Source organism: Homoserinimonas aerilata, assembly GCF_006716125.1.
In the GTDB taxonomy this organism is placed as follows: Bacteria; Actinomycetota; Actinomycetes; order Actinomycetales; family Microbacteriaceae; genus Homoserinimonas; species Homoserinimonas aerilata.
On record NZ_VFOM01000003.1, the window covers coordinates 83,185 to 102,062 of the forward strand.

The 18,878-nt window shown below is 67.8% G+C and carries 16 protein-coding genes and 1 tRNA gene; 8 read left to right on the forward strand and 9 right to left on the reverse strand.

What is annotated here, in order from left to right:
• The first annotated feature begins 53 nt into the window (after positions 1–53).
• Positions 54–1,043, forward strand: a complete 990-nt coding sequence (locus FB562_RS11885; RefSeq protein ID WP_141881523.1) for a PDR/VanB family oxidoreductase — start codon at positions 54–56, stop codon at positions 1,041–1,043.
• Between the two features lie 181 nt (positions 1,044–1,224).
• Here FB562_RS11885 and FB562_RS11890 read toward each other — a convergent pair whose 3' ends face one another.
• From FB562_RS11890 to FB562_RS11900, 3 genes are read right to left on the reverse strand one after another with little or no spacing between them, the layout of a single operon-like run.
• A complete protein-coding gene (locus FB562_RS11890) occupies positions 1,225–2,445 on the reverse strand; it encodes an acyltransferase family protein (protein WP_141881524.1) in 1,221 nt (406 codons plus the stop codon).
• A 25-nt stretch (positions 2,446–2,470) separates the two neighbouring features.
• Complete coding sequence (gene cls, locus FB562_RS11895; RefSeq protein ID WP_141881525.1) at positions 2,471–3,931, reverse strand: cardiolipin synthase; 1,461 nt, start codon at positions 3,929–3,931, stop codon at positions 2,471–2,473.
• Between the two features lie 6 nt (positions 3,932–3,937).
• Positions 3,938–4,426, reverse strand: coding sequence for a YajQ family cyclic di-GMP-binding protein (locus tag FB562_RS11900; RefSeq protein ID WP_141881526.1), 489 nt, complete (start codon positions 4,424–4,426; stop codon positions 3,938–3,940).
• Between the two features lie 49 nt (positions 4,427–4,475).
• Between FB562_RS11900 and FB562_RS11905 the strand changes: the two genes are divergently transcribed.
• Entirely contained in the window at positions 4,476–5,297 is an 822-nt protein-coding gene (locus tag FB562_RS11905) for a lytic transglycosylase domain-containing protein (RefSeq protein WP_246081480.1), read from the forward strand.
• 211 nt (positions 5,298–5,508) lie between these two features.
• Here the strand turns inward: FB562_RS11905 and FB562_RS11910 are convergent, their stop codons facing one another.
• Positions 5,509–6,534 carry a LacI family DNA-binding transcriptional regulator gene (locus FB562_RS11910; RefSeq protein WP_141881527.1) on the reverse strand — a complete coding sequence of 342 codons (1,026 nt, stop codon included), beginning with the start codon at positions 6,532–6,534 and terminating at the stop codon, positions 5,509–5,511.
• A gap of 183 nt (positions 6,535–6,717) precedes the next feature.
• On the opposite strand from FB562_RS11910, the gene FB562_RS11915 reads away from it, so the two are divergent.
• The 3 genes from FB562_RS11915 to FB562_RS11925 all read left to right on the forward strand — a co-directional run bounded on the left by FB562_RS11915 (position 6,718) and on the right by FB562_RS11925 (position 8,475).
• A tRNA-Tyr gene (locus FB562_RS11915) sits at positions 6,718–6,799 on the forward strand.
• 159 nt (positions 6,800–6,958) lie between these two features.
• The gene (locus FB562_RS11920; protein ID WP_141881528.1) at positions 6,959–7,180 is read left to right on the forward strand and encodes a helix-turn-helix domain-containing protein; all 222 of its coding nucleotides are present in this window, start codon (positions 6,959–6,961) and stop codon (positions 7,178–7,180) included.
• Positions 7,177–8,475: a HipA domain-containing protein gene (locus FB562_RS11925; RefSeq protein WP_185740569.1), complete on the forward strand. Its 1,299-nt coding sequence runs from the start codon at positions 7,177–7,179 to the stop codon at positions 8,473–8,475. Before FB562_RS11920 ends, FB562_RS11925 begins: the two co-directional genes overlap by 4 nt.
• A gap of 72 nt (positions 8,476–8,547) precedes the next feature.
• On the opposite strand, the gene FB562_RS11930 is transcribed toward FB562_RS11925, so the two are convergent.
• From FB562_RS11930 to FB562_RS11950, 5 genes are read right to left on the reverse strand one after another with little or no spacing between them, the layout of a single operon-like run.
• Complete coding sequence (locus FB562_RS11930; protein ID WP_141881530.1) at positions 8,548–9,963, reverse strand: LLM class flavin-dependent oxidoreductase; 1,416 nt, start codon at positions 9,961–9,963, stop codon at positions 8,548–8,550.
• On the reverse strand, positions 9,960–11,714 hold the full coding sequence (locus FB562_RS11935) for a dipeptide ABC transporter ATP-binding protein (RefSeq protein ID WP_185740570.1): 1,755 nt from the start codon (positions 11,712–11,714) through the stop codon (positions 9,960–9,962). Before FB562_RS11935 ends, FB562_RS11930 begins: the two co-directional genes overlap by 4 nt.
• Positions 11,711–12,571 (reverse strand): ABC transporter permease, encoded by an 861-nt coding sequence (locus tag FB562_RS11940; protein ID WP_141881532.1) that lies wholly within the window; start codon positions 12,569–12,571, stop codon positions 11,711–11,713. Before FB562_RS11940 ends, FB562_RS11935 begins: the two co-directional genes overlap by 4 nt.
• Positions 12,568–13,614 (reverse strand): ABC transporter permease, encoded by a 1,047-nt coding sequence (locus FB562_RS11945; protein ID WP_221625416.1) that lies wholly within the window; start codon positions 13,612–13,614, stop codon positions 12,568–12,570. The genes FB562_RS11940 and FB562_RS11945 overlap by 4 nt, the downstream gene beginning before the upstream one ends.
• Positions 13,592–15,238 (reverse strand): ABC transporter substrate-binding protein, encoded by a 1,647-nt coding sequence (locus FB562_RS11950; protein ID WP_141881533.1) that lies wholly within the window; start codon positions 15,236–15,238, stop codon positions 13,592–13,594. Before FB562_RS11950 ends, FB562_RS11945 begins: the two co-directional genes overlap by 23 nt.
• A gap of 335 nt (positions 15,239–15,573) precedes the next feature.
• Between FB562_RS11950 and FB562_RS11955 the strand changes: the two genes are divergently transcribed.
• The 3 genes from FB562_RS11955 (at position 15,574) to FB562_RS11965 (ending at position 18,858) form a co-directional block, all read left to right on the forward strand.
• On the forward strand, positions 15,574–16,395 hold the full coding sequence (locus tag FB562_RS11955) for an inositol monophosphatase family protein (protein ID WP_141881534.1): 822 nt from the start codon (positions 15,574–15,576) through the stop codon (positions 16,393–16,395).
• A 183-nt stretch (positions 16,396–16,578) separates the two neighbouring features.
• Complete coding sequence (locus FB562_RS11960; protein WP_141881535.1) at positions 16,579–17,733, forward strand: M23 family metallopeptidase; 1,155 nt, start codon at positions 16,579–16,581, stop codon at positions 17,731–17,733.
• 165 nt (positions 17,734–17,898) lie between these two features.
• The gene (locus tag FB562_RS11965) at positions 17,899–18,858 is read left to right on the forward strand and encodes a M23 family metallopeptidase (RefSeq protein ID WP_141881536.1); all 960 of its coding nucleotides are present in this window, start codon (positions 17,899–17,901) and stop codon (positions 18,856–18,858) included.
• Positions 18,859–18,878: the final 20 nt, after the last annotated feature.

Consider the following 18,878-nt stretch of genomic DNA (forward strand, 5'->3'; position numbering starts at 1 on the left):
CTGCGGCTCCGATGACGACACGGCATCCATCAGGCAGGGCGAGGTAGGCGGACATGGCGGCAACGAACAACGAGGTGTGGCAGCGCGGCACCGTGACGGAGACGGTCGACGTGGCTGCGGGCATCCGGCGCATCGTCATCGAGCCTGAGCTTGCGGTGAAAGCGGAGCCCGGCTCGCACATCGACGTCATGGTGACGATCGACGGGGAGCAGGCGAAGCGCTCGTACTCGGTCGTCGAGTCGAGCGACGACGGCAGCAGGCTGGTCATCTCGGTGTTCCGCGTGCCGCAGTCGCGCGGCGGGTCCATCGCCATGCAGGGGCTCGAGGTCGGCGACTCGCTGAGCCTCACCCAGCCGCTGCAGAACTTTCCGCTGCGCGTGGGGGCCGAACGCTACATCCTGCTCGCCGGTGGCATCGGCGTGACCGCGATCATCGGCATGGCCAGGGTGCTGCGCCGCCTCGGCGCCCGCTACACCCTCGTCTATGTGGGGCGCAGCCGCCCGGCCATGGCCTATCTGGAGGAACTGCAGCAGCAGCACGGCGAGAACCTGGTCGTGCACGTCGACGACGAGGGCAGCACCCTCGACGTGGACGGGCTGCTGGTGGGGCTGGATGCCAGCACCGAGCTGTACATGTGCGGGCCGATCCGGTTGATGGATGCCGTGCGTCGGCGGTGGCAGGATCACGGACTCGACCTACCGAACCTGCGCTACGAGACGTTCGGCAACAGCGGCTGGTTCGACCCGGAGGAGTTCACGGTGCGCATCCCGCGGCTCGGGGTCGAGGCGACGGTGGGCGCGGGGCGCTCCATGCTGGAGGCGCTCGAGGATGCCGGCGTCGACATGATGTTCGACTGCCGCAAAGGCGAATGCGGGCTCTGCGAGGTCAGGGTGCTCCAGCTCGACGGGGCGATCGACCACCGCGACGTCTTCTACAGTGAGCGTCAACAGCACGCCGCCGAGAAGATGTGCTGCTGTGTTTCGCGTGCCGTGGCGCGGCCGGCGGGTGGCGGCCGGGCGGTCGTGACCATCGAGGTCTCGTAGCCGCATCCCGCGCCGACGAAACCTCACCCGGGGCCACCCGACTGCTAGCTGACCCCACCGTTGATTCTTCGCGAGTTGCCCACTTCGGCCCCTGTTTCGCCCGGAAAGAGGGCAGAAGTGGGCAATTCGCCAGGAACGCCGGCGGCGACGCAGGCCGCCCACCGAGATCCGGCCGATCGGGTCAGACCTTGATGTGACCGGGCAGCATGCGGCGGGCCGCCTTGCGGGCGGGCTCCTCGATGAAGCGCCACAGCACCCACGCGAAGACCCAGGATGCCGCGATCACCAGGATGGCGATGATGGCCAGCCATGCGCCACTCGCGCCGCTGCGGTTGGTGAGTTCCAGACCGGCGCCGATGACGAGCGGATGCGAGAGGTACAGCGCGTACGACACCTTGCCCCCCAGCACCAGCGGTCGGGTGGCGAGAAGCCGCGCGAGCGGGTCGCGCCCGCAGACGGCGAGCGAGCCGATGAGCAGAACGAACAGCGGCAGCACGATGATCGTCTCGGTGGGCGCGATCTGGTCGACGCCGTTGTAGAACTGCTCCTGCCCGGGGCGCGGGAAGCGCAGCGGGTCGAACGCGGTCACCAGGTAGACGACGACGGCGATGGCGACGGCGGTGATCGTGGGGACAGGCAGGCGCGATGAGGTGCCGCGAAGCATCCGGTCTCTCAGATACACGGCGAGGATGGCGCCGATCCAGAACTCGGTGAGCACGCGCAGCGCGACGATGCCGCCCATGATCTCCCAGGCGTCGTTGCTGAACAGCAGGATCGTGTCGTCCTGCATGCCGGAGCCGACCACGATCATCGGCAGCGTCAGCAGCGCCATGACGATGAGCATGCCGCGTGGGCTGATGACCTTCGCGAAGCGGCCGAGCAGCAGCACGCCGCCGAGACCGAACGTGAGGTATGCCATCCATTCGGCGCTGATGGACCAGTCGAGGCCGTTCCAGTCGAGCACGTGCGGATACCAGGCGTGCACGAGCGTGAGATGCTGCACGAGCCGCGGCACATCGAGCTGCGCAAGGAACGCGGGGTTGCCCGTCGACCACGCCTGGAACAGGAAGTATGAACCGAACAGCATGAGCACGAACGCCGTCAGCGGCCACACGCGACCGATGCGCAGCCACAGGAATCCGAGGCTCTCGCGCCAGTCGTAGCGCTCGTTCATGGAGTCGAGGTGCGTGACGGTGAGAATGAAACCGCTCAGGATGAAGAACAGGTCGACACCCAGATAGCCGACATTCATGAGCGGCGCCAGCAGGTGCATGCCGGGGAAGGCATCCAGAAGCTCTGTACGGAAATGCCGCGTGAAGACCCAGAAGGCGGCCAGCGCCCGGATGCCGGTGAGCGGGGCGATGTAGAGCCGCTGCGGCGTGGTCGTGGGGCTGGCTGTCACCCGTGGAGTCTAGACGAAAGCGGTGTCACTGCACGGTCGCGGTGAGCCGCGCCAGGTTGTCGAGCAGCACGGAACGCGTCGGCCGCTTCTGCCACTCCTCGAGGGTCAGCTCGCGGCTGCGCTCCCGGTATGTGGCCTCCAGGTCGCGCAGATCGGAGACGAACCCGCGGCCGTGCACCATGACGGAGATCTCCAGGTTGAGACTGAAGGAGCGCATGTCCATGTTGCTGGAGCCGATCACGGCGACCTCGTCGTCGATCGTGAAATGCTTCGCGTGCAGCACTGTGGGGCTCTCGTAGAGGAAGATGCGCACGCCGGAGCGCAGCAGCGCCTCGTAGTAGCTGCACTGGGCGTGGTAGACGACCTTCTGGTCGGCGACCTCCGAGACATGGATCTGCACGTCGACGCCACTCTGAGCCGCCGTGGTGATCGCGTACAGCATCGACTCGTCGGGCACGAAGTAGGGGCTGGTGATGATGATCTTGTGCTGCGCCGCATAGATGAGGTCGTTGAAGAGACGCAGATTGTTCTCGCCCTTGAATGCGGGGCCGCTGGGCACCACCTGGCAGTCGAGGGTGCGCGCGGGGTTGCGGGATGACTCCGGGATGGTGCCGTCGAGCAGTTCGTCGGTCTCCGCATACCAGTCACTGAGGAAGAGCGCGTTGATGCCGAAGACGATGGGCCCCTCGAAGCGCACCATCAGGTCCTTCCAGTGCAGCCCGGCGCGCAGATTCTTGCGCTTGTTGTAGCTGGAGTCGATGAGGTTCTGCGAACCGGTGAACGCGACAGCGCCATCGATGACGAGAAGCTTGCGGTGGTTGCGCAGGTCGATGCGCTGGTATCTGCCCTTCCACGGCTGGATGGGCAGCATCAGATGCCACTCGACGCCGGCCGCCCTGAGCCTGCGCACGGTGCGCAGGTAGCCGGGGTAGCGCAGCGAGGCGATGTGGTCGAGCAGCACCCGCACGGTGACGCCGCGCTTCACGGCCGCCTCGAGCGCATCGAAGTAGGGGGCGGATGTCGGGTCGAGGTTCATGATGTAGAACTCGCTGTGCACGTAGCTGCGGGCCTCGTTCACGGCGGCGGTCATCGCCTCGATCGACTTCTCGTAGTCGGGCATCAGCTCGGCCGAGTTGCCGGAGACGAGCGGCATGGCGCCGAGCGCACGGTTGAGGGCGACGGATGTGTGCAGCCAGTCGGGCCAGTCCTCATCACGCACGGCCTCATCGAAGCCCTCTGTCGCCTCGTAGATGAGCTTGTTGATCTGCTCCTGCTTGGCGCGGCGCTTCTTGGGCAGCCTGTTGCTGCCCAGCAGCAGGAACAGGATGAAACCGAAATAGGGGATGAGGAAGATCGCGAGAAGCCATGCGGTCGCCGTCTGCGGCCGCCGGTTGAGGGGGACCACCAGCACCGCGACGATGCGGATCGCCAGATCGACGAGCACGAGCAGCACCACAATGAGGGTGCTGAACCAGCCCTCGCCCATGTCGGTCTACCTGAAGTTGACGAACTGGAGGTCGACGTCGAGGTCCGCGCCCTTGAGCAGCGCCATGGTGGCCTGCAGGTCGTCGCGGCTCTTGGAGCTGACCCGCAGCTCATCGCCCTGGATCTGGCTCTTCACACCCTTGGGGCCCTCATCGCGGATGATCTTGTTGATCTTCTTCGCATCATCCTGCGCGATGCCGTTCTTCAGGCCCGCCTCGATGCGGTACTCCTTGCCCGACGCGTACGGCTCGCCCGTGTCGAGGCTGCGCAGGCTGATGCCCCGCTTGATGAACTTCGACTCGAGAACCTCGAGAACCGCCTTGACCCGCTCCTCGGAGGAGGCCTTCATCAGCAGCTTCTCGCCGCTCCAATCGACCGATGCGCCCACATTCTTGAAGTCGTACCGCTGAGCGATCTCCTTCTGCGCCTGGTGGAGGGCATTGTCGGCCTCCATCTTGTCGACCTTGCTCACGATGTCAAACGTTGAATCTGCCATACGCCCATGCTACCGGCGGGCTCATAGAGTGCATCGCTAGGGTCGTGGGGTGCCCACATCTCCCCGCCCCTCCGACGACCAGCCCGACGGCGAGCGCTCGGGCCGCGCGGTCGACTGGACGGTGGTGGGCGCCATCTCTGCGGGTGTGGCGGCGCTCGCCGTGGTGGGGGTGCTCGTGTTCTTCGTCCTCGCGCCGAGGGGGGATGCCCCGGCACCGTCCGAGGGGCCCGTCGCGCCCGCCTATGCGGCACCTGCCGAGCTTCCGCCGGCTGCAGCCGTGCCGGGCCCGGGCGATGCCGGCACGGCCGACCCCGAGTGGGTCGCGCGCGTCGCATCCGTCGCAGGAATCCCGGAGAGGGCGCTCGCGGCCTATGCGGGCGCGGCGCGGTTCAAGGCCAGCGACCGGCCCGACTGCGGCCTCGGCTGGAACACGCTCGCCGCGATCGGCCTCGTCGAGAGCGACCATGGGCGCCACGGTGGTTCCGCGATCGGCGCAGACGGCACCGTCAGCCCGCCCATCATCGGAATCGCCCTCACCGGCGAGGGCACGGCCCACATTCCCGACACGGATGGCGGCCAGTTCGACGGCGACACCGAGTACGACCGCGCCGTGGGCCCCATGCAGCTGCTGCCGGTGACCTGGGAGAACTGGCACGTCGACGGCAACGCCGACGGAGTGCAGGACCCGCAGAACATCGACGACGCCGTCATCGCGGCAGCCAACTACCTGTGCCGGTCCAGCACCGACATGGTCGACGAAGACGGATGGCGTGCCGGCGTGCACGCCTACAACCGCTCAGACGAGTACGCGCACGCGGTGGCGGATGCCGCGAACCTCTACGTGGAGGCGGCCCGGCAGGTCGCCGGCTGACGCCCGCCGATCGAGGTGGTGCCGTCTCGAAACCCTCCGCTCGTTCACGCGGTTGCCGGCGGGTCACCCGCTGGTCGAGGTGGTGCCGTCTACGGCGCCAGTCTCGACACCGGGCTCGATCGCGGGTGAGGTTTCGAGACGCTCGTTCCTCGCTCCTCAACCAGCAGAACCCCAGCGGGTTGAGTAGCGAGGAACGAGCGTATCGAAACCCCTACTGCCGCGCGCTCTTCGGCCGCGCCGTGCTGGAGCGCACGATCAGCTCGTACGGCAGCGCCGTGTTGAGCGAACCGCGTGTGCGCTTGTCGGGGTGCAGCTGTTCCATGAGGATCTCGGCCGCGAGGCGCCCCTGCAGCTCGGGGAACTGGGCGACCGTGCTCAGCCCGAAGAAGTCGCTCAGCTCGTGGTCGTCGATGCCGATGATGGAGACGTCGCCGGGCACGTCGAGCCCCATGTCGCGGGCGGCGAGGATCGCTCCGATGGCCATCTCGTCGGATGCGGCGAAGATGGCGGTGGGCCGCTCGCGCGGGTTGCCGAGCAGCTGTTTCGCCGCGCCGTAGCCGCCCTCGATGGTGAAGTCGGCCGCCTGGAACAGGCCCGGGTTGACGGAGATGCCGACCGCCTCAAGCGCGCCCTCGTAGCCGATGCGCCGGTTGGTGGGCAGGTGGAAGTCGCGCTCGTAGTCCTTGGTGCCTCCGATGTGCGCGATGCTGCGGTGCCCGAGCGACAGCAGGTGCTCGGTGGCGAGCTGCGCCACCTCGACGTCATCGATGCTGAGCGTGCGCACGCCGGGCAGCGGGCCGCCGACGCCGACAACGGGTTTGCCCATGCCGAGCAGACCGGTGAGTTCACGCGGGGTGAGCTCCAAGGAGATGGCGATCACCGCATCCACGCGTTTGCGCAGCAGGAAGTGTTCGAACACGCTGCGCCTCTCGTCGCCGCCCCCGCCCAGGTTGTAGAGGGTGAGGTCGTAGCCGTGGCTGAGCAGCGCGCTCTCCGCGCCCTCGAGCACGGAGGAGTAGAACCATTTGGTGAGGAAGGGAATGACGACGCCGATGTTGCGGGTGCGGCCGGTGGCGAGGCTGGATGCGTTCGAGCTGACCACATATCCGAGCTGTTTTGCGGCGGCGACGACGGATGCGCGGGTCTTCTCCGACACGTTGCCTTTGCCGCTGAGGGCACGTGACACCGTCGCCGTGCTCACGCCGGCGAGATCGGCAACAGCCTGAATGTCGGACATGGCACCTTCCCTGCTCAACGCCGATCCTATTGTGCCGCCCGCCTTGCGACTGCGGGCGGGCATCCGGGCCTCGTGTGGGTGACCGGATGCGCGGGGCTGCCAGGTGTCAGCAGCAGGCCCCAACACCCTGTATTCTGTCGTGAGCGCCTTCGATCAGATGACTACATGTGGTCGGAGGAGCGGGGCAAGTTACCCAAGCGGCCAAAGGGATCTGACTGTAAATCAGACGGCTCAGCCTTCGTGAGTTCGAATCTCGCACTTGCCACTGCAGTAGACGTAAGGGCTCCAGCCGGATCGGCTGGAGCCCTTCGTCGTTGCCACTGCGGGCGTGCCGCAGAACTCGCATGTGCGTTATAAGTCACAAAAAGCGTTGTGCGCTATAAGTCACATCGGCTAAAGTGACGTATAAGTCACAGGAGGCGATATGCGGGTCAGAGCAGCAAGCGACTTCGGTGCGCTGGTCGCAGAGCGAAGAGAAGCCTTGGGGCTGACGCAGGCCGAACTCGCGGGGCGTGCGGGCGTTGCGCGCGAATGGTTGGTGCGACTCGAGAACGGAAAACCCACGGTCACGGTGCACCGGCTGCTGCGCGTCCTCCGGGAGCTCGGTCTCGAAGTGACCGTGGCCGCAGCCGAGGTCGACAAGTGAGCGACGGGCTGAGCGTCTATCTCGACGGGACGCATATCGGAACCCTTGCCCAGAGCGTCGGCGGGGCAATCACGTTTGCCTACAACGACGACTACCGCCGTTCGCGCGCGGCCACTCCGCTCTCGCTGTCCATGCCCTTGGTGCGTGCAGCGCACAAGAACAAGCAGGTGCGCGCCTACCTTCAGGGGCTGCTGCCCGACAGTGATGGGCGTCTCGCTGAGCTGGGCCGCGAGCATCATGTTTCGCCGAGCAACCCGTTTGCCCTTCTGTCGCACGTCGGACGCGACGCAGCCGGTGCGGTGCAGATCCTCCCAGTGGGCGAGGGCAGCCCGGATGCGGCACAACGTCAGGGGGACATCGCAGAACTCGATGACAGTCAGTTCGGCGCCGTTGTCGCTGATGTCATAGCGAACAGAGATACCTGGGGTCGACGCGAAAGCAACGCCAGGTGGAGCCTTCCGGGCGCGCAGCCGAAGGTCGCACTGTTCCGAACATCCGATGGCACTTGGGCCGTCCCCAACGATTCGACGCCGACGACGCACATCATCAAACCGGCAGTGCCGCCGTACTCGAGCCACCACATCAACGAGTTCATGACGATGTCTGCGGCCAGACATCTTGGGCTGAGAGTCGCCACCGACTTCATGATCGAAACGGATCGCGGTGACCACGCATTCGTTTCAGAACGCTATGACCGCGTCGAGCAGGATGGCCGCTGGGTGCGCCTCCACCAAGAGGACTTCTGTCAAGCCATGGCGGTTCCGCCCCTCCTCAAATATCAGAAGGATGGCGGGCCGAGCATCAAGCAGATTGCCCGGCTCTTCCAAGGGCTCCCGGATGCTGAAGACCGGCGAGTCAACGCGCGCCGCTTCTACGACGCCATCGTTTTCAACCTCGCAGCTCAGGGCACCGACGCGCACGCCAAGAACTACTCATTCATGCTCGACGGCGACCGAGCATCCATGGCACCTCTCTATGACCTGGGCAGCCACGCACCATACCCGAGCAGAGGCAACGCACCGCTGGAGTTGTCGATGTCGATCGACGGGGAATACCGGATGCGGGCAGTCGGCATTGAGGCGTTGGTGAAGGTCGGGGTCGGGTTGGGGCTCGACAAGGACGAGGCGCACGATCGCGTTGTGGAGCTGACGGCCGGGATTGTCGACGCCTATCGGCAGGCTGCCGATGACGCGCGTGCTCGGCTCGGCAACAACGAGTTCATCGGCGAGCTGGTCGACAGCATCGAGAACTACGCCACCGAGCGAGGCTGGTACGACAAGCCCTTCCGCACCTGACTGTGCCCGCTCGGGGCGTGCGCGCCCGTTCGAGCAGGGGCCCACGCCCCGAGCGGGCACACACACCCGCAGTTACCCCGCGACGGGCTCGCCTTCCGCCCGCAGAGCATCCGCTTCGTCCCAGTTGCTGGGGCCGTCGGCGAAGGCACCGCGGTAGGCGGATGCGGGGTGGCGCTCGTTGAGGCGGGCGTCGCCGAAGAGCTTCTCGCGCAGGGTGCCCGGGGCGTACTCCGACTGGGCGAGGCCGCGCTCGCGCAGCACCGGCAGCACCTTGTCGGCGAACTCGACGAAGGAACCGGGGAGCACCCAGTTGATGACGTTGATTCCGTCGGCTCCGGCATCCTGCCATTCCTGCAGGTGGTCGGCGATCTGCTCGGGCGTGCCGATGACGCGGTTCACGTTCGCGCGCTGCCGCACCAGGTCGCCCAGTGTCGGCTCGTGGTCGGGGAATGCGAGGTACGCCCAGTCGATGAAGCCTTTGGCGGTGTTCGTGTCGAGGTCCTTGAGGAGGGTGTTCTCGTCGTACACGCGACCCGTCTTGTCGACGAACGCCGAATGCGCCAGGAAGCCCTCGATGCTCACGTACTCGTCGTACTCGGCAGCCTTCGCGAGGGCCTCCTCCTCGGTGTCTCCGATGATGAAGCTCAGGCCCGGGAAGAACTTGATGTCCTCCGGCTTGCGACCGTACTTGACGGCGAGGGCGCGGGTCGCCGCGATCTGCTGCTTCGCGATGGCCGGGGTGGGCGCGATGATGAACACGGCTTCGGCGTTGCGGGCGGCGAAGTCGGCGCCCGCCCCCGACGAGCCCGCCTGGAAGAGCAGCGGGGTGCGCTGCGGTGAGGGCGACGGCAGGTGCGGGCCCTCGACCCGGTAGCGCGGACCCTCGTGGTAGATCTTGTGCACCTTCGACGCGTCGGCGTAGACGCCGGCCTCCTTGTCCTTCAGCAGCGCACCCTCATCCCACGATCCCTCCCACAGCTTGTAGGTGACGTCGACGTATTCGTCGGCCCAGCGGTACCGCTCGGCGTGGTCGGTCAGCTGCTGCAGGCCGTAGTTGCGTGCGCCGTTGTCCTGCGTGCCCGTGACGATGTTCCAGGCGACTCGACCGTTCGAGATGTGGTCGAGGGTGGAGATCTGCCGGGCGAAGTTGAACGGATGATTCTGCATGACGTTCGAGGTGAGGGCCAGGCCGATGTTCTTGGTGGTGACGGCGAGGGCCCCGAGCAGCACGGTCGGGTCATTGCTGGGGATCTGCAGGCCGTGCCGCACATACGTCTCGTAGTCGGCATCCGAATCGCCATAGAGGCCGGAGACATCGGCGAAGAACATGGCGTCGAACTTGGCGTCCTCGAGGATGCGCGCGAGGTCGATCCAGGTGTTCACATCGTTGAACTCGGTCTGGCCTGCGTCGGGGCGCCGCCACTGGCCGTGCTGGATGTGCGAGTTCGTGTTCATGACGAACGCGTTGAAGTGGAGGGGCTTGCTCATGGTCTTCCTTCTGTGGTGGCGGTGAGGATGGGCGGGGCACTCAGGGTGGGCAGGGCGCTGAGGAGCTGCTGCGTGTACGGATGCTGTGGGCTGGCAAAAACAGACCCGGCGGCCCCGCTCTCGACCACGCGGCCGTCCTTCATGACGAGCACGCGGTCGCTCATGTGGCTGATGACGCCGAGGTCGTGCGAGATGAAGAGGTAGCTGAGCCCGAATTCGCGTTGCAGGTCGACGAGCAGGTCGAGGATCTGAGCCTGGATGGAGACGTCGAGAGCCGAGACGGCTTCGTCGAGCACGATGACGGAGGGGGAGGGGGCGAGCGCCCTGGCGATGGCGATGCGCTGCCGCTGCCCGCCGGAGAGCTGCTGCGGGAACCGCCCGAGGATGGCGGGGGTGAGCCCGACCTGTTCGATGAGGGCGTGCACACGTTCGCGTTTCTGCGCCGCCGTCGGGTGGTGTGCGTGCGGCACGCTGTCGAGCAGGATGCGTTCGGTGTTCCAGCGCGGGTCGAAGGAGCTCAGCGGGTCTTGGTAGACGACGGAGATCGCGCCCCGCAGTCGCCGCCGCCGGGTCTCGGGGATGCGCAGCCAGTCTTCGCCGAGCAGTGTCACGTCTCCGGAGTCGGCGGCTTCGAGGGCGACGGCGATGCGCGCGGTCGTGCTCTTGCCTGAGCCGGATTCGCCCACGATGCCGAGCGTCTCGCCGCGGTGCAGGGCGAAGGAGACGTTGTCGACGGCGGTCGTCGTGGTGCCGTCGGGGGTGGTGAAGCGCTTCACCAGGTTGCGCGCCTCGAGCAGTGGCCCGGTGGAGGCGGGCCGGTCGCCGATGTGTTCCGGCGTGTGCGTGGGGCGGATGCGCGGTTCCGGTGCGAGCCGTCGGCCGCGCGTGTCCGCGCCCGGCACGGCGCTGATGAGCCGCTTCGTGTACGGATGCTCCGGCGCGTTCAGGATCTGCTGGGCCGGCCCCTGCTCGACGACTTCGCCGCCGCTCATGACGAGGATGTGGTCGGCGAGGTGCGCCACGACGGAGAGGTCGTGGCTGATGAGCACGATGGAGACGCCGCGCTGCTTCATCTGCTCGAGCAGCTGCAGCACCTGCGCCTGCACGGTCACGTCGAGCGCGGTCGTCGGCTCGTCGGCGATCACGATCTCGGGGTCGAGCGCGATGGCCGAGGCGATGAGGGCGCGCTGGCGCAGGCCGCCCGAGAGCTGGTCGGGGCGTTGGCGCGCGCGGTTGTGCGGCGACGGCACGCCCACGGCGGTGAGCAGCTCGACGACCTTCTCGCGGCGGGAGGCGCGGTCGCCCCAGCCGTGCAGCGTGAGCGCCTCCTCTATCTCTTTGCCGACCGGGCGCAGCGGATCGAGCGAGACGAGGGCATCCTGCAGTATGAAGCCGACCTCTTTACCCCGGATGCCGCGCCACTGCCGTGCCGACAGCGCACGCACATCGTGGTCGTGCAGCGTGAGCTCATCTGCGCTCACCCGGGCGCCGCGGCCGGTGAGCCCGACGAGGGTGCGGGCCGTCACCGATTTGCCCGAACCTGATTCGCCGACGAGGGCGACGCACTGGCCCGGCTGCAGGTCGAAGGAGACGTCCTTCACGATGGGGCGCGGTCCGGTGTCGCTGTCGAATGCCACTGACAGGTTGCGCACGCGCAGGCGCGGCCGGAACCCGGGCAGCTCGTCGATCGCGGCGGCGAGGTCGGGGCCTGCGGCATCCTGGGCCGTGGCATCCGTCTGGATGATGCTCATCGCTTCTCCCCTTTCTCGAGGAACGTCTGCAGGTGGCGGCCGAGGGTTGTCGTGGTCAGGGCGAGCACCACGATCACGAGGCCGGGGATGACGGTGAGCCAGCCGGCGACCGTGACGTAGCCGCGGCCCGCGTCGAGCAGCGCGCCCCATTCGGCTGCGGGCGGCGCGATGCCGAGACCCAGGAACGACAGGCTCGACGCCCACACGATCGACTGGCCGATCGAGAGCGCGAACACCGCCACGAGTGGTCGCAGCGAGTTCGGCAGGATGTGCTGGCGCAGGATGCGCGCCCGGGAGTGGCCGAGCGCGACGGCCGCCTCGACGTAGGGCGAGCCCTTGGCGCTGAGGATCTGGCCGCGCACCATGCGCGCGTAGCCGGGCGCGGTTCCGATGCCGACCGCGAGGATCAGCGTGAGGATCGACGGCCCCAGCACCGCGATCAGCAGCAGCGACAGCAGCAGCGCGGGGAACGCGAACGCCACCTCGAGCAGCCAGCCCACGGCCGCCGCGGTCACACGGTTGCCGAGCGCGGCGAGCGTGCCGAGCAGCACCGCGAAGCCGAGGCTCACCGCGGCGGCGCCGATGCCGATGCCGAGCGATGCGGATGTCCCGTGCACGACACGAGAGAAGAGGTCGCGGCCGGCCTCGTCGGTTCCGAACCAGTGCGCGCCCGTCGGCGGCTGCAGCGTGTTCGCGAGATCCATGCTGAATGGCCCCTGGCTCGCCAACAGCTGCGGCCAGAGCGCGGCGAGCGCGAACAGCACGGTCGCGGCGAGGGCCGCGTAGAGGTCCCACGGCGTGCGGCGCAGGCGGGCGGATGCCGTGGGTCGCGCCGTCGCGGCGGTGGTCGTGGTCATGACGCCCCCCTCAGGCGCGGGTCGACGAGCGCGTAGGCCACGTCGACGAGCAGGTTCGCGAGCACGTAGAAGGCGGCGATGAGCATGACGATGCCGATCACGACGGGCATGTCCTGGCTGCTCACCGCGGTGACCAGCACCTGGCCGATGCCGGGCCGCGCGAACACGGCCTCGACGACGACGGCACCCGAGATGGTGGCGCCGAGCGCCCAGCCGGAGAGGGTGATGCCGGGCAGTGCGGCGTGCCTCAGCACATGTCGCAGCCGGATCCCCAGGTCGGTCATGCCGCGCATGTGCGCGCTCAGCACGAAGGGCGCGTCGAGTGCGCGTTCGAACTCGGTGCGCGTGGCCTGGCCGAGGAAGCCGGCCAGCGGGATGGCCAGCGTCAGCGCGGGCAGCACGAGCCCCACGGCCCCGGTGCCGCCGATCACGGGGAACCACCCCAGCGACAGTGCGAACACGAGCAGCAGGATGATGCCGAGCCAGTAGTGCGGAAGGCCGGCGGCGACCGTGTCGAAGAAGCTCCCGACGGCGCGCACCGCGGGGCCCCGCCCGGCCGTGAGGGTGACCCAGACGACCATGATGATCCAGGCGAACACGATGGCCGTGAGCGTGAGCACGATCGTCGCGCCCAGCTGCTCACCGATGATCGCGAACACCGGCCTGTGCTGCTGGTACGAGGTGCCCAGGTCGCCGACCACGAGCCCCTTCAGATAGTTCAGGTACTGCACGATCAGCGGGTCGTGCAGGTGGTATTCGGCATTGATGGGCGCGAGCTCGTCTGCGGTGCGCCGGATCGCCTGGCCCGCCCGGATGTTCAGAATCACCGTCGCGCGGTCGCCCGGCAGCGAGGCCTGGGCGAAGAAGGCCGCAGTGGCCGCACCGAACAGCACGAGGGCGGCGCTCATCACCCTGCCCGCTACGAGCCGCAGCGCAGCCCGGCCCCGCGGGGGTGCCGCGGTCTCCTGATCGACCGGCGCCGAGGCATCCGGCTCGCCCTCGCCGAATGACGTGTGGTTCTCACTGAACGAAGTACGCGTCATAGAACGTCGGCCCTCCCTGTGCGTTCTCCTGCCAGACACCCTTGAGCGAGGGCGACACGGCGAGCGTGGAGAGTCGGTCGTAGACGCCGATCGCGAGCGCATGCTCGGCGATGTACTCCTGGGCCTGCCCGTAGAGCGCGTTCTGCCTGTCGACATCCGGCTCGGAATTGGCCTCGAGGATGATGGCCTGCAGCTCCGGGTAGTCGGTGAACGAGGCGTTCCAGTTGCTGGGCTTGCCGTCCGCGCCGGCACCCCAGTTGATCTGCAGGATGCCCGCCGTGACGGCAGTCCAATAGCCCGGGTAGATATCACGCTCGTCGGGCTTGCTGTACGCCCCCGCGAACGCCTCAGCCTGCGGCACCGGAATCAGTTCGACCTTGAAACCGGCCGCCTTCGCCTGCTCCTGCACGCCCTGCAGGATCGCGGCGCCGTCGGCGTTGATGATCGAGCCGGCGGAATAGGGGAGTGTGATCTCGAGGGTCTCGCCATCCTTGACGCGGTAGCCGTCGGCATCCGTCTTCGTCCAGCCTGCCGCGTCGAGCAGCTCTGCCGCCCTGTCGACATCCTGGCTGTACCAGTCGGCCGCCTTCTGGCTGTAGCCGGGCGTCGTCTGGCTGACGCCGCCGTTGCCCTCATAGGGGATGACGCCGCGGCCGATCGACTCGACGATCTGCTTGCGGTCGAGCGCGTAGGCGAAGGCCTGCCGCACACTCTCGTCGGTGAACGGGCCCTGCGCGGTGTTGAACGTCAACTGCTGGGGGCGACCCGGCGTCACATACCTCTCCAGCTGGAAGCCGGCATCCTTCGCCCCCTGCCACTGCACGGCCGGCACGTCGTAGATGGCGTTGAGCTCGCCGCTCTTGAGGGCGGCGACGCGCGTGGTGGCGTCGGCGATGAACTTCCAGCGCAACTCCTCGACGTAGGCGGCACCCGTGTGCTGGGCATTCGCCGGCGGGGAGGTGTAGTCGTCGTTGCGCTTGAGCACGATCTCCTGGCCGCGATCCCAGTGGTCGACGATGAACGCGCCCGAACCGATCGGTGCGGCGCAGTTCTCCTCGGCGGTGCGCTCGGTGAGCGCCTTCTGCGACTGGATGCCGAAATAGCCCTGCGTGAGAGTGTCGGCCAGGCGCGGGTACGGCTGGGAGAGATCCACCTGCACGGTCAACTCGTCGACGGCCTCCGCCGACTCGTAGTAGCCGCCGAGCCAGGCCAGCGCCGTGCTGTTGCCGCCCTGATTGACCCAGTAGTCGAAGTTGTAGGCCACGACATCCGCCGTCAGATCGCTGCCGTCGGTGAACTGCACGTCGGGCTTGAGCTGGAACGTCCAGTGCAGACCGTCATCGGAGACGCCCCACTCCTCCGCCAGCCACGGAACAACCTCATGGTTCTCGTCAAGCGAGACGAGACTGTCGAGCACGTTGTAGCTGAGATACGCCTGCTCGATCCAGCCGCCGAACACGCACGCCGGCTCCTGCTGGTGGCCGTAGACGATCGTGCCGCCCTCGACGCGCTGCGCATCGCTCGCGGGCTGACCTGCCGCTCCCGCCGCGCATCCGCTCATCGCCAGCATCCCGACAGCGCTCACGGCGATGAGTGGGAGCAGCTTCGACGATATGCGACGCATGAGGGGCCTTTCGGATGGATGACGGGAGAAGGAATGCAACGGAGCCTATGGGCGCATCCGCGGGGCCTGAGAAACGTGACCGGATGTGACAAATAGCGCAACACGGCGACACATTTCGGAGCGCATGCGGGCGCTTTCGGGCGCTTTCGGGCGGGTTCTGCAGGGGTGCTCCTCGCCGACCTCGCCTGTTCCTCTGCCTGCGGCTGTGGTTTGTCGCGACGGCGGCAGAACATTCTGCAGCCGTCGCGACAAACCACAGCCGTCGAGGGGGTGATGGCGGATGGCGGGGACGAGCGGGCGGGCGGGCCCGGCGAGGGCGGTGCGAGGATGGGGGCATGACCGTAACCGTCTCGAACGCCGAGCTTCTCGACCTGGCCCGCACCGTCGCATCCGCCGCCGCAGATCTTGCGCGCACGCGTCGCAGCGAAGGCGTCAGCGTCGCCGCGAGCAAGTCGACGACGGAGGACATCGTCACGCACGCCGACCGCGAGACAGAGGCGCTCATCAGACGGATGCTGGCCGAGGCGCGCCCCGACGACGGCTTCTTCGGCGAGGAGAGCAGTGCCGCGAAGGGCAGCAGCGGCCTCACCTGGGTGGTCGACCCGATCGACGGCACCGTCAACTACCTCTACGGCATCCCGCAGTACGGCGTCAGCATCGCCGTCGTCGAGGGCGAACCCGAGCCGCTCAGCTGGACGGCGCTCGCCGGCGTCGTCGTCGCGCCCGCGCTGGGCGAGACGTTCACGGCGGCGCGGGGAGGCGGCGCGTTCCTGAACGGCGAACGCATCCGCGTGAACCCCGCGCCCGAGCCCGGGCAGGCGCTCATCGGAACAGGCTTCGGGTATCAGGCGGATGTTCGCAGGCGGCAGGCCCGCATCGTCACAGAACTCATCGGCAGCGTCCGTGACATCCGGCGCATCGGGGCGGCATCCATCGACCTGTGCAATGTCGCCTGCGGGCGGCTCGACGGTTACTACGAGCGCGGCCTGCAGCCGTGGGATCACGCCGCCGGCGCGCTCATCGCGGCCGAGGCGGGCGCCCTCGTGACCGGTGGCGGTGGGGTTGCGGCCTCTGCGCAACTGCTCATAGCGGCGGATGCTCCGCTGGCCGCCTTTCTTGAGAAGGCCCTGTTAACTTCGGCGGAATCGCAGATCTGACTGGCCATATCGGGGCGGCGGGGATACTCTCGATAAGTTGCCCCTTACGCAATATCGTTATCTCGTTGTAATATCTGAACGTTGTCGGACCAGTCAACCCGAAACTGAGCTGGTCATCTGTTGTAGGAGTTATTTCATGTCCCGAGCGCTTACCGGCGTTACGCCAGAGCCGGAAAACGTGTAGTGGCGCGCTCGATCAAGAAGGCGCACGACGCCCAGACGCCCCGCCGCTCCGGCCGCCGTTCGGCCGACCGCCCCGCACAGCAGGCCCCCAGCACCCCGGCATTCGGCATCGACGAACTGCTCGCAGGAACCTCCGCCAGCCAGACCCCGACCGCGTCGATCCCCATCCCCTCCGCTCCCGTCACGGTGAGCGCCGAGGCAGCCGCATTCGCGCAGGCCGCCTCCGTCGACGGCCCGTCGGCCCGTGGGCGCCGCGCCGCCGCCGCTCCCTCGCGCCGCGCCGCACGCTCCTCCCGATCTGCCCGCGACGAGCGCGCACCCCGAGCTGAGCGTGCACCCCGTTCTGCCCGTGAGCAGAAGGCGGCTCGCGCGCAGAAGGCCTCGCGCATCCGTAGGTCCGGTGGCACCGCGAAGGTGAAGGGCATCACGCCCCGCCGCTTCGTGCGCCAGCTCGTCAGCATCGGCGCCATGGCCGGTGTCGCAGCGCTCCTCGTCTCCACCTCGCTGCCGGCCAGCGCCTTCTACACGCCGGAGGGTGACGGTTCGCTCGCCGTGGCGAACATCGCTTCGTCGGCCGCCGAGACGCAGGATATTCAGTCGATGGTCGTCAACGCGGCCGCAGCCGACGCAGCAGCGTCCTCCGCTCCCGTCGCGCGCGACAACTACGAGGCGAAGACCTTCCAGCAGCAGATCATCCAGTCGCGGGTCAACCCGAACTTCTACTACACGAACAACCCGAACGGCAGCATCCAGTGGCCGTTCCCCGGCACCGTGCCGATCACCTCCGGCTTCGGGCCGCGCGCAGTCTGCTCCTACTGCTCCACCTACCACCTCGGCATCGACTTCACGCCAGGAGCGGGCACGCCCATCCAGGCGATCACGGCCGGCACCGTCAGTGACATCGTGCTCGGCGGCGGCCTCGGCAACCACGTCGTCATCGACCACGTCGTCAACGGCCAGCTCGTGCAGAGCGTCTACGCGCACATGGCGTGGGGCTCCATCCAGGTGGCCGTCGGCCAGCAGGTCGAGGTCGGCACGATCGTCGGTGCGGTCGGCAGCACGGGTGCTTCCACCGGCGCGCACCTGCACCTCGAGGTCCACGTCGAGGGAACCCCGGTCGACCCGTTCGCCTGGCTGAAGGCCAACGCAAACTGATCCCCCGGGGCTAGCCGGGTGGTGCGTGACCCCTGAAAGGGGTTATGCGGAACGTGCTTCGTGGTCTACAGTTTATTGATCCGTTACATTGCGTGAGTCGTGATGTGACGAATCCCATATTTCAGCAGCGGGCTTACCCGAGGCGCTGCGTGTAGGAGCTTCCACATGACTCGAGCCACGAACGGCATGCAGAATGCCGCCCCCGTGGACCCTCGAAAATCGGGGAGCAACACGTCCGTCCAGGCGAGCTCGCGCCGCGCGCTCCGCGAGAGCCGCCGCCGCAGCCCCCTGGCCGCCGTCGGAACTGCGCTGTCATCGGCGGCTGACCGGGTATCGGCTGGCGTCCCCGCGATTCGTCGCCCCACGCAACCGGTTCCCGCCCTCCCGCGCGCCGCAACATCCGGTGCGCGCTCCCGCGTGCGCTCCATCATGCACGGCCTCACCAGCGTGGGCGCGATGGCCGGCGTCGCCGCACTCCTCGTCTCCACCTCGATCACGGGCGGAGCATTCACCCCGGTCGAACTGGCAGAGGCCGCACAGGGCCCTGTGGCGGATGTCGCAGCGGCAGAGGTGCAGTCGCTGGGCGTCGTCTCCGAGACGGCAGCGGTTCTGCCCGAGCTGACCCGCGACACCTACGCCGCGACAGCGTACGTGAAGCCCGTCACGCGATTCGTCGCACCGTCATACGCATACACGAACAACCCGACCGGCAGCATCCAGTGGCCGTTCCCCGGCACCGCCCCGATCACGTACGGCTTCGGCCCCCGCGCCGCCTGCTCCTACTGCTCGACCTTCCACCTCGGGCTCGACTTCGTGCCCGGCGCCGGCACCCCCATCCAGGCGATCGCCGACGGAACCGTCGTACTCGTCGACACGGGCGGCAGCAGCTACGGCAACCACGTCGTCATCCAGCACAATGTGAACGGCCAGATCGTGAAGAGCCTCTACGCGCACATGGCGTGGGGCTCCATCCAGGTCGCCGCCGGCCAGCAGGTCACCACCGGCACCATCGTGGGTGCCGTCGGCAGCACGGGCGCCTCCACGGGAGCGCACCTGCACCTCGAGGTGCACGTCGAGGGCACCGCCGTCGACCCGTACGCCTGGCTCAGCGCAAACGCAGGCTAGCGAGGCTCCCCGCGGGTTGC